This window comes from Psychrobacter sp. UBA5136 (assembly GCF_002414005.1).
GTDB lineage: Bacteria > Pseudomonadota > Gammaproteobacteria > Pseudomonadales > Moraxellaceae > Psychrobacter.
Map to the genome: position 1 here is coordinate 1 of NZ_DHYG01000013.1, position 11,370 is coordinate 11,370.

General features: G+C 43.4%; 8 protein-coding genes. 4 read left to right on the top strand and 4 right to left on the bottom strand.

Going from position 1 to position 11,370, the window contains the following annotated elements; all coding sequences use genetic code 11:
- Nucleotides 1–173: 173 nt before the first annotated feature.
- Entirely contained in the window at nucleotides 174–932 is a 759-nt protein-coding gene (locus tag B4240_RS01790; protein ID WP_296236519.1) for an IclR family transcriptional regulator, read from the bottom strand.
- A 619-nt stretch (nucleotides 933–1,551) separates the two neighbouring features.
- Between B4240_RS01790 and B4240_RS01795 the strand changes: the two genes are divergently transcribed.
- A complete protein-coding gene (locus tag B4240_RS01795; RefSeq protein WP_296236525.1) occupies nucleotides 1,552–2,442 on the top strand; it encodes a hypothetical protein in 891 nt (296 codons plus the stop codon).
- Between the two features lie 113 nt (nucleotides 2,443–2,555).
- On the opposite strand, the gene B4240_RS01800 is transcribed toward B4240_RS01795, so the two are convergent.
- On the bottom strand, nucleotides 2,556–3,326 hold the full coding sequence (locus tag B4240_RS01800) for a 4'-phosphopantetheinyl transferase family protein (protein ID WP_296236520.1): 771 nt from the start codon (nucleotides 3,324–3,326) through the stop codon (nucleotides 2,556–2,558).
- A 102-nt stretch (nucleotides 3,327–3,428) separates the two neighbouring features.
- Entirely contained in the window at nucleotides 3,429–3,947 is a 519-nt protein-coding gene (gene pal / locus B4240_RS01805; protein ID WP_296236521.1) for a peptidoglycan-associated lipoprotein Pal, read from the bottom strand.
- Nucleotides 3,948–4,406: 459 nt separating this feature from the next.
- On the opposite strand from pal, the gene pepN reads away from it, so the two are divergent.
- A complete protein-coding gene (pepN, locus tag B4240_RS01810; protein WP_296236526.1) occupies nucleotides 4,407–7,013 on the top strand; it encodes an aminopeptidase N in 2,607 nt (868 codons plus the stop codon).
- 164 nt (nucleotides 7,014–7,177) lie between these two features.
- On the opposite strand, the gene B4240_RS01815 is transcribed toward pepN, so the two are convergent.
- Nucleotides 7,178–8,260 carry a 3-deoxy-7-phosphoheptulonate synthase gene (locus tag B4240_RS01815; protein ID WP_296236522.1) on the bottom strand — a complete coding sequence of 361 codons (1,083 nt, stop codon included), beginning with the start codon at nucleotides 8,258–8,260 and terminating at the stop codon, nucleotides 7,178–7,180.
- Nucleotides 8,261–8,833: 573 nt separating this feature from the next.
- Here B4240_RS01815 and lpxB point away from each other — a divergent pair.
- Nucleotides 8,834–10,210: a lipid-A-disaccharide synthase gene (lpxB, locus tag B4240_RS01820; RefSeq protein ID WP_296236523.1), complete on the top strand. Its 1,377-nt coding sequence runs from the start codon at nucleotides 8,834–8,836 to the stop codon at nucleotides 10,208–10,210.
- 63 nt (nucleotides 10,211–10,273) lie between these two features.
- Nucleotides 10,274–11,152, top strand: coding sequence for a ribonuclease HII (locus tag B4240_RS01825; RefSeq protein ID WP_296236524.1), 879 nt, complete (start codon nucleotides 10,274–10,276; stop codon nucleotides 11,150–11,152).
- Nucleotides 11,153–11,370: the final 218 nt, after the last annotated feature.

Genomic DNA, 11,370 nt, shown 5'->3' on the forward strand with positions numbered 1-11,370 from the left:
TAATTGATGACACGCCCTAGTTTTCTAAAAGTTTTTTAAAATAGAAGGTTTATCTATATTTCTTATCAATAGCTTTTAATATAGATAAGATGAGCAAGCAAAAAGGTCTGCGTTGTCATCATAACGCAGACCTTTTATGTATTTTATCTGTTAATCTTTAACGGTCGATGTCTTTAGCTTTGTAGCTCATATACCAATGATTGAATATCTTGCGCTGCCTTTTGTAGTCTAGGCACATGCGTCAATAACTCATCTAAGGAGACGCGAATGGTTGGCGCATGAATATATAGCGATGCCAGATAACGAGATTTTTTATCCAGCACAGGTACCGATACCGCCACCATCTCCGAGATAAATTCTTCATTATCGATACCGATACCGGTCTCAGCGATACGATCTAGCTCAGCATTTAACGTAGCCACATCCGTAATCGTGTTTTTGGTAAATTTATCTAGTGGCAGTCCTTGCACTATTTTAGCGCGGCTGGTCGCCGACAATTGGCTCAAATACAGCTTACCCGTAGCGGTACACCACATCGGTGACTTCGCCCCTACAGGCAGATAAATTTGTAACGGGAGCGAGGTTTTAGCGCGGTTGGTATACATCATGTCCATTTGATAAGGGATGGCGATACCGCAGGTTTCTTTAATCTCATCAACCAATTTATGCAAAATGATTTGGCGCTCATTAAAGAACTGGCGCTGCTGCCAAAGCTCGACGCTCAGATTGCGCACCCGCTTACCCGGAATAATACCGCCGCCAATATCAACGGTAACAAATCCTTCATCCACCAAATTTTGAATCAAGCGATGAATGGTGGGTTTTGGGATATCAAGCTCTTGCGACAGCTCAAGTGGAGAGAGGGGTTTTGAAGCGTAAGATACGGCTTCGATAATCTCTAACACACGGGTAATCGACGATACTTTTGGCATATAAATGTCTCAATAAGAGTGATAAGAATAAAAAAAGACACAAGATAGTTTTTTTAAATTATGCAGCAAAGTCTATGAATTTAAAAACAGCAAATAAAGCTATTGTTTAATCTAATTTAGCATAATATCGCGCTTAGACAAGCTTATATCTTATTATATCTAAACAATATATACGCCCATCTATAATGCAGATAATATTTCTAAACCCTTTCCATCATCTTGGTTTTTGGGCAAGCTAGGATACGTTAATTCACAAACCACAACAAACTGTAGTAATAAGCTCTACAACTGTAATTGAGTTACACGTCGGGGTAGGTCATTATACTTGACATGTTTTGTAATACCTTTACATGAGCGTTAAGCAATCCAATAATCATGTTCCGACTATTCAGTTGCTTTGAGAGTATTGTGTAACAGGAAACCGAAGTTTTGCAGGTTGGTGTAGCAAATATTACAATATCTATGCAATCTTTACATAACGGCAAATAAAAAGCGCATTCATAGGGGTGACTTTTTGGGCCAAAATTGTTTTAATCTGCTCAACAAAATGGTTGTTTATAAAAAAGTTAAATTATCATTTTTTTACGGGCGAGTTATTTCACACTTTAGGAGAGTATTTATGAAACTTATTAAATTGACGGCAATTTCTGCTGCTGTTTTAGCATCTACTGCTGCATTGGCAGCTGAACCAGTTATCGTGGTTGATGACAATGATGCAGTTGTATACGAAGCTGAGCCAGTCGCTGTTGCTTATCAAGCAGAGCCTGCTTATGCATACAATGCAGATGCTGGTGTGGTACGTAACACTGCTGGTGCAATTACTGGCGGCACTAAGACTTTCTTCCAAACCGTCACTCATCCAGCGGCTATCAGCGCTGAAGTAGGTACTTTAGGTTATGGTGCTAACATCGGTTGGGGTCTTAATGAGACAACTGAATTACAAGCTGGTTGGGCAGGTGGCGACGTAGCTGAATTATTTGGCGGTGACTTCGATGCAAATGACATCAACTATGATGTAGATACAGATTTTAGCAACCCTTACCTAGGCGTTCAGTTACGCCCTGCAGCCAACTGGTTCACAGTAGGTGCTGGTATTATTGTTCCGGACAACGATATCGATGTACGTGCAAATGCTGAAGGTGAAGGCTTTTACAGAATTAATGATCAGAAGTTCTATGCTGGCCCGGCAGGTGCAGATGTAGATAAGAATTCTAGTGAGTTTGGTGGAGAGAATGTTGGTAATCTAGAAGGTAGTATCGAACACCGTAACAAGCTAGCACCTTATTTAACTGTTGGTTTCCGTCCTAATATCACGAATAACTTCGGTGTATTTGGCGAACTTGGTGCCGCATACATGGGTAAAGTAGATGCAAATGTTAGCTACACCGGTGAAGGCGGAAATGAATTAGCGGCGCAAGATGCAGCTCGTCAAGCAGAAAGAGACTTAGAAGATAAGAGCTGGTTAGAGTGGATGCCAATTGTTAAACTTGGTGCAACTTACCGCTTCTAAGCTAGCGACAGTTTAAAACTGTTATTAGATAGCCAAGCATAAAAAAACGATCCTTAAGGGGTCGTTTTTTTTGTCTAAAATAAATCATAGTTGCTTTTTAAATGAAATGTTTTTTAATAAACAATAACGATCTGCTGAGAAAGTAAGAGAACGATACGATAATCGTTTTTAGTATCTTTTATGACGATTAACGGTGGCTTTTTTTCGCTACTGCCATTTATCAAATCTGCAATAAGATAGGAATAATCCATTCCTAACCCTTGCGCGAGTTTATATTGATGTATTTTTATAAAACTCTCTTTTATTTGCCATAGTAGTTTAGCGGCCGTATCTCGTTGCACAGTTGAGAGTGTTTGCAAGAACGCAATTTCATTTGCATGGTAAAAGCGCTGGGCCACTTGCCATTCAACATGGTTGGTTTCTATGTCGATGCCTGCTGGACGGTGAGCGCTGATGACGACGGCGACTTTATTGCTTAAATCGTCGGAGAGTTTTTCATTTTTACGCTGAGTTGAAGCACTTTTGCTGTGAATGGTTTTACTATGCGCGCCTGTATGGCTAAAACACACAAAATACTGACTGCTGATAAGGCGATAGGGAAAACTGCAATCATCCAAAGTATCAGTAAACTCTAATTTATTAAGTAATGATTGTAATAATAACCGTACGCCCGCGCGTTGCTGTTGCCGCTGTTGCTGAGCTATTTCGCGTGCTGATAGAGAAGCGGTAGCAATGCGATCGTGGCTGAATAAAGCGGAGTGACTTAGAGGGTTTAGAGAATCAGGAGGGTTTAGAGGATTAGGCGCCGTTACTTGTGCCGCCGCACACCACGTCTTATCGTCTAGTTGAGTGTATTGAGTATTATGTAAATGTAAGAGCGGCATAGTTTATTTATAGTGTATGAATAGAAAACGAAAAGCCCCGCAATGTGAATGGGATTGCTGGGCTTTTGGATGCTACTGCTAACGAAGTCTTATAAAAGGCTCTTAGTAAGACAACTCAGCACGGCGGTTTTGTGCATAAGCCTCTTCAGTCGTACCGGCAACAGCGGGGCGCTCTTCACCATAGCTGATGATACGAATATTATTGACCGCAACGCCTTGGGCGGCAAGATAATCACGTGCAGCTTGGGCACGGCGCTCACCCAATGCCATGTTGTACTCGCGGCTACCACGCTCATCAGTATGGCCTGCGATAACGACACCAGCGTTTGGATTTGAGCTTAATAGGCTAGCATGCTGGTTTAATACACTGGCAGCTTCTGAGGTAATTTCACTGCTATCAAAAGCAAAGTAAACCACGGCTTGTAGATTTTCTGCGCCAGTAATCACAGCATTTGAATTATCGACGATTACCGCGCCGTTATAACCGACTTGACCGCCTGGGATACCTAGTGGGGCAACGACTACTTCTGAAGTTGCGCGTTTGTTGGCACACCCTGACGCGAATACTACCGAGCTTGATAACACGGCTAGAGCAGCGATTTTTGCAAAACTGGTTGACATAGTGAGCTCCTAAAAATTTTATTAATTTTAATAACATTTGTTGTTTTTAAACTGCTTTCGGTAAAACTGAGGCAATTACTATCTACCATATACTAAATGTTACTTTATGTAAGTAGTATTACTGTAAATAATTCGAGAGTTCACCTATAGATATGTAACGTTCTAGTTGAAAATTTAGCGTCAATGTTTAGGGTTAATATAGTCACTGATATGAAACTGAACTGGTAGCAGTTTAATTTATTTAAATCTATTTTATATCTCATAGTACTTGAAGTTTAGTACTTGAAATTTGGACGTTTAGGTCAATGTAGTTAACTGTCTTGAGAAGTCTTTTTATAATGAAAATTGTGCTTGTTGATGGCGTGCTTTAAAATAATTGGCGAGATATTTAAATCATAAACAATAATAGGAACCTCCATGTCCACCACTGAAACTGCTGCTCAAATTATCAACCCCGAAATGCCCGATGTGCCACCGCATGCGCCGAGTAAAATTCATTTAAAAGATTATAAACCGCCAAGTTTCGATGTCGAAACCGTTGATTTGGATATTAAGCTATTTGATGATTATGCCATTGTGGATAGTACTTTAGTGATGCAGCGTCAGGCTGCAGGGGATTTGGTGTTATATGGCGAAGCGCTTGAGCTGTTAGCGATCAAGCTTAATGACGAGCCGCTTGCCAGTGAGCGCTATAAGCAAGAAGACGGCAAATTAATCATTACCGATGCGCCAGAACATACAAAATTGCAGCTACAAGTACGCATCCAGCCGCAGACCAATACCGCGCTAGAAGGGCTTTACATGGCAGGCAGTGGCGACGATACCATGTTTGTTACCCAGTGCGAGCCTGAAGGCTTTCGCAAGATTACCTTTTATCCAGACCGTCCCGATGTGCTCGCGGTGTTTACCACACGTCTTGAAGCCGATAAGCGTTTTCCGACGCTATTAAGTAACGGTAATTTGCTCGAAGCTGGGGACGTTGCGGGTCAACCTGAGCGTCATTACGCGATTTGGCAGGACCCAACCAATAAGCCAAGCTACTTGTTTGCTTGTGTCATCGCCGATTTAGAGGTGTTGACTGACAGCTATACCACGAGCGAAGGACGCGAGGTTCTGCTTGAGCTATACGCGAAGGCTGAAGATATCGATAAATGCGCTGTTGGTATGCAAGCGCTAAAAGACTCGATGCATTGGGATGAAGTTAATTATGGCCGCGCTTATGATTTAGATCGTTATATGATTGTCGCCGTCAGTCAGTTTAATATGGGCGCGATGGAAAATAAGGGTTTAAACATTTTTAATACCGCTTGTGTGCTATCTAGTCCTGAGACGACGACCGATGCGCGTAGCTTTAGTGTTAAATCCATCATTGCCCATGAGTACTTTCATAACTGGACGGGCAATCGCATCACTTGCCGCGATTGGTTTCAGCTGTGCCTAAAAGAAGGCTTTACCGTTTATCGTGATCAATCGTTTTCAGCCGATCAGCAGTCAAGTGCGGTGCAGCGTATTGATGACGTGGCGACCTTGCGCGCGCATCAATTTGCCGAAGATGCAGGGCCACTTACGCACCCGGTACGCCCTGAGAGCTTTGTTGAAATTAATAATTTTTATACGACAACCGTCTATGAGAAAGGCGCTGAAATCGTGCGTATGATTGCCAATACTTTGGGACCTGTCAATTTCCGTAAAGGCACAGATGAGTATTTTCGCCGTTATGATGGGCAAGCCGTGACGGTTGAGGACTTTTTATCGGCGCTCAGTATTACTGATAGCAAGATTGAAGACTTTATCGACTGGTATCGCCAGCCGGGTACGCCAGTGGTGTCTGGTCACCAAGATTATGACAGCGAATCCCAAACGCTGACCATTACTTTAAGCCAAAAAACGCGCCACGTCGCAGGTTTTGAGGCACCAAAACCACTGCCAATTCCAGTGGCGACCGCGCTATTTGATAAGGAAACCGGCGACATCGTCGCTGAGCGTATGCTGCTGCTGGGTCAAGCAGAGCAGACCTTTACTTTTGAGAATGTAGCAAGTGAGCCAGTTGTATCCTTGCTACGAGACTTTAGTGCGCCAGTACAGCTCAATTATGATTATCAAGATGAAGATTTGGCATTTTTACTTAAATATGAGACCAATGGTTTTAACCGCTGGCAAGTAACCCAAATGCTGGTCAATCGCATTTTACTGCCGTCTCAAGGCGCAAAAAGTAGTCCAAAAATCTATCTGCAAGCCCTAGCGCAGACGTTACCTGAGCTCGCTACTACTGATGCGATGTTGGCCGCGCGTTTACTTGATATCCCGTCGGCATCGGAGCTGGCAGCGGCCATACACAAAGACTATGATCCAGAGTTGGTAAAAGCGCAGCGCGAAGGCTTATATCAACAGCTGGCAGAGGCGCTAAAAGATCAGTGGTCTGAGCTTTATCAACAGCTACCTATGCAGGCTTATGAAGACAGTGCCGCCGCTCGTGGCAAGCGCGCCTTACGTAATGTGGTGCTTAATATGGCACTGACTGCGAATGTTGCGGGCGCATATGTATGGGCAGAGCAGCAGTACGATAATGCCAGCTGTATGACAGAGCGTTTTGGCGCGTTAAAGGCGATGGTCAATCATCAACTGGCAAATGCAGATGCATACTTAGCGGACTTTTATCAGCGTTTTCACAATGATGATTTGGTCATTGATTTATGGTTTAGTGTGCAAGCGTCTGCAGATGATGTCAGTGCCGATACTATCCAGTCCTTACTTGAGCATGCCGATTTTGATTGGAATACGCCCAACCGTGTACGCTCAGTGATTAGCGCCTTTACCTCGCAGCCAACGGTATTATGGACAGCAGAAGGATTAGATATTTATATCGCTGTGATTAAAAAGTTGGATGAGGCCAATCCTGTCTTGGCATCGCGCTTATTACAAGTGCTGGCACGTTGGAATACCTTGGCTGAACCGCGTCGTCAAATGGCGCATGAGCAATTGCTTGAATTGCAAAAGCAGGCGACTTCTAAGCATGTACTTGAGAGCTTAAACAGTGTATTAGACGCGGCAAATGTAAGTGCGTAAAGCGTAGAGCTTTATAACTTATTTCTTATAAGTTGTTTTTTATAAATGCAGGCTGATAAGTTCAAAGGCAAAAAAAGCCCGTTTGACATGTGCTGTCAAACGGTTTTTTTTTGAGTAGCCAATAACGATTAATTATGACATAGCGCTATTAAGATATGACGCCATTAACGATTTGGCAAAACGTCTTTGACCATGTCGCGTAGCTCATGTAGAGCAGTAACTGTGCTGTCCCAATCTAAACAGCCATCGGTGATGGATTTGCCGTACTCAAGCTGACTTAAATCAGCGGTAAGCTTTTGATTGCCGCCTTTTAGATGGCTCTCAATCATCATAGCGATGATAGATTTATTACCGTTTTGAATTTGCTCAGCGACGTTTTTGATGACCATCGGCTGCAGATAGGGGTCTTTACCAGAGTTGGCGTGGCTTGAGTCAATCATAATCTTACTATTGGTTTTGCCTTTTGCTAGCTCATTTTCCACTTGGGCAACGGCGGTTTCATCATAGTTAGGTTTACCATTACCGCCGCGCAGTACCACGTGGGCGTAAGGGTTGCCTTTTGATTTGATGATAGAAACCTTGCCATCTGATGATAGGCCTAAGAAGCTATGACCTTCTTTGACCGCTTGCATGGCATTAACCGCGACCGTCATGCCGCCATCCGTACCGTTTTTAAAGCCAACTGGGCACGATAAGCCTGAGCTCATCTCGCGATGCGTTTGGCTCTCAGTCGTACGCGCACCAATCGCTGACCAGCTAATCAAATCCTGCATGTACTGCGGCGTATTTGGGTCTAATGCTTCAGTGGCGCACGGCAGACCTTTTTCATTCAAATCAAGCAATAACTTACGGGCAGTGCGCAGACCTTTCTCGATATCAAAGCTGTCGTTCATATCAGGGTCGTTAATCATGCCTTTCCAGCCAACCGTGGTACGCGGTTTTTCAAAATAGACGCGCATTACAACGAAAATGCTGTCTTCAATCTCTTTTGCCAATACCGCCAAGCGATCAGCATATTCGTGCGCGGCTTTAATATCGTGAATCGAGCAAGGACCAATAACCACAAATAGACGCTTGTCTTTACCGTCGAGGATATCTTGGATGGTATTACGACCTTTTAGAACCGTGTTATAGGCTTCTTTTGATAAAGGGAGCTCAGTCTTTAGCTCAGCGGGGGTGATTAAAGGAATGAATTTTTCAATATTCACGTCGTCAATGTCTGCATTATGAGTAGCTGGTGTTGTCATGATTATATATCGTCTAGCTAATTTATGGGGATATTCATTATGCGGACAAAAGCGCTGGTTGACAAGGGTAGTCGCACAGTTAATTGACTACTAACTGGAATGCGAGCACTAAAACTTTGTTATATCTGATGGCCACAAGTAGCCTTAATCTAGCGCTATTCATGGGCGTATACCTGTAACTGAGCAGTATAAAACGTCTGGTTAAATGTTTTTTTATCGCTAAGCTCAGTCCAAATTTTCACTAAACTTTTCACTAAACAAAGTGTCTATCGGCAGATATATGTGAGCAATTACGACCAGATTTGATGACTTAATTCCGCTATTTTTAGCTATTTTAGGCACTGTCACGTATGATGGCGATATAAACAATCAAATTTGAGCAATATAGAAGCGACTGAGATGACTCTGGATAACTTTGGATGGCTTTGAATGCGCATCTTATTACGGCTATCCTATGTTATATTTTATACTTATTATTTTTATAATAGCCGTATTGTACCCTTTGCCTTATTTTAACTGTGCTGCTTAATTGGCACCCATTAAATTGTACCATTTTAATATTGAGAGCTTATCATGACAGTTTCTGCTACGCCTCACCAACATGCTGACGTAACGCCAGCGTCCGACGCTTATAGTGCTTTTGATCAATTGCCTGACGTAGCGGCCTCGCCACTGGTGATAGGTATTGTCGCTGGTGAAGTATCGGGCGACAGTTTGGGCGCAGACTTTATGCAGCAGATGAATAATCTGCGCGATGATATTATTTGGGTGGGCGTTGGCGGTGCAAAAATGCAAGCGCAAGGGCTGCAAAGTATTTTTCCGTTATCGCGTCTGGCAGTGATGGGCTTGGTCGAAGTGGTTGCTCAGTTGCCGGACTTGCTAAAGGCGCGCCGAGAATTACTGGCTGCCTTTAAAGCTGCGAGTATTGATTGGTTTATTGGCATTGATGCGCCAGATTTTAACCTTAGAGTGGCCAAAAAATTAAAGCCACAAGGGGTATTTTGCGTGCAGTATGTCAGCCCTTCTATTTGGGCATGGCGCGAGTCGCGCATTCATAATATTATGGCGGCGACCAATTTGGTGTTGTGTCTATTTCCCTTTGAGCTACCAGTTTATGAGCGTTACGGTCACCCAGCGATATGCGTCGGTCATCCGCTATTGCGAACTATCGATCACACCCTGCTGGAGACGCCAATCGATCAGCGCCGGAGCGAGCTTGTCTGGCACAATGATGGTTTGCAGCAGTTTTTTATTGATCGCTTTGATGAGGTCAGCCAGCTTATCTGTGTGATGCCAGGGTCGAGGCGCGGTGAGATAACGGCTATTTTGCCGCTGATGCTTGATGGTATCCAAAGGCTGCTACTGTTAGATCCTAAGCTGTGTTTTATCATTCCAACGGTCGATCAAAATCATCAATATATCGTCCAAGATGTGATTGATAAGCGCTCAGAGCAACTGCGGGCGGCGATTGTCGTGGTCTATGATGATAGCCAGCCAGCCTTTAGTCAGCAAGCAATGGCCGCATCAGATGTCGTCATGTTGGCATCGGGTACTGCTACCTTGGAAGCCATGCTGCTTGAGCGCCCGATGGTGGTTATTTATCAGTTAAATCAGCTGACTTATCAGATTGCCAAACGCTTAGTCAAAGTTCCTTATGTTGCTTTGCCCAATATTCTAGCAGACAGCGCGATTGTCCCTGAGCTTATCCAAGAGCAGGCGAGCGGCGACAACATCTGTCGCACCGTGATGCGGCTGTTGCAACCGCGCGCTTATGCTGAGCAATTAAAAGCGCTCACTGATACCAAGCATTTATTACAACAACAAAGCAATCATGATCCGGTTGATAGTGTCATTGAGCAATGGTTTATTCAAGACTGCGATAGCCATCAAAGTGATGAGCTTAGCGACCAAGAAAATCAAAACAGCCAAAATAATTTTCAAACTCAGTAACTAACCGTCTATCGCGTCAAATAAGCAAATCAATTAATCAGTAAGATTAACAAATAATAAGCCATGAGTATGATGCCCCGTACAGAAAATATCACTATAGAAAACCCCGCTAAAAATAACCATGTCGTTCAGATTGATAGGGTTATTGAACAAGTTGATATTAAAGGTCAATATATTCAACTGGCGGCGCCCATACAGTTATCTGGGCAATTAAATAGCGCCGAATTACTTGCGCAATATCCGATAAATATAGAAGACTTACAACCATCAGCCATACAAATTGGCGTGGATGAAGCGGGGCGCGGACCGCTGCTAGGAAGCGTCAATGTGGCGGCTGCGATATTGCCGCGCGCTTGGTCAGGATTGATTGAGGAAGAGCCACTTAAAGCCACGCCGTTATCTCTCTTAACGGACTCAAAGCAATTAAGCGAAAAAAAGCGCGACATTTTATATCCGCTGGTTCAGCAGTATGCAGTCGGTTATATCGTCGCTGATATACCCGCAGCCGTCATCGACCAAGTAAATATCCTGCAAGCAACCATGCTAGGTATGCGACTATGTACTGAGGTTTTATTGGAGATAATGGCTAAGTACTTAAAATCTGGCCATAAAAGAACGTTTGAAGTGCTGCTCGATGGTAATCGCTGCCCTGATTTGGACTATGCAAACCTTACTAGATTTGGTATCGAAGAATCAGCGATTGATTGTCAAGCGTGGGTGAAAGGCGATGGCCGACATACTAGCATTGCGGCGGCCAGTATTTTAGCAAAAGTAAGCCGCGACCAAACCATGTATGCACTTGATGCCGAGCATCCTGAATACGGCATTGCCAAGCATAAAGGCTACCCGACACGCGCCCATATGGAAGCGCTTTCAAAGCATGGAGCATTATCAGGGCATCGCCGTAGTTTTGCTCCTGTCAGAAAAGTACTTGAAAGCTAACACTGTACTAAAAATACTCATCAGCTAGTAGTATTAAACCGTTTTATAAAATAGCCTAAGCGGTACTATAAAAAATAACTGTCCATTAAATATAAAAAACCTTCTATTTAAAATAAATAGAGGGTTTTTCATTGATGAATTAACAAAAAACATGCTTTTCAAGTTTAAAAAGCGCTTAAAAAGACGAGTTTGGCTGCTATGAACTACCCACTACCTAA

Coding starts and splice junctions, on each gene's coding strand:
- B4240_RS01790 (WP_296236519.1), bottom strand. CDS start 932: ATGCCAAAAGTATCGTCGATTACCCGTGTGTTAGAGATTATCGAAGCC.
- B4240_RS01795 (WP_296236525.1), top strand. CDS start 1,552: ATGAAACTTATTAAATTGACGGCAATTTCTGCTGCTGTTTTAGCATCT.
- B4240_RS01800 (WP_296236520.1), bottom strand. CDS start 3,326: ATGCCGCTCTTACATTTACATAATACTCAATACACTCAACTAGACGAT.
- pal (WP_296236521.1), bottom strand. CDS start 3,947: ATGTCAACCAGTTTTGCAAAAATCGCTGCTCTAGCCGTGTTATCAAGC.
- pepN (WP_296236526.1), top strand. CDS start 4,407: ATGCCCGATGTGCCACCGCATGCGCCGAGTAAAATTCATTTAAAAGAT.
- B4240_RS01815 (WP_296236522.1), bottom strand. CDS start 8,260: ATGACAACACCAGCTACTCATAATGCAGACATTGACGACGTGAATATT.
- lpxB (WP_296236523.1), top strand. CDS start 8,834: ATGACAGTTTCTGCTACGCCTCACCAACATGCTGACGTAACGCCAGCG.
- B4240_RS01825 (WP_296236524.1), top strand. CDS start 10,274: ATGAGTATGATGCCCCGTACAGAAAATATCACTATAGAAAACCCCGCT.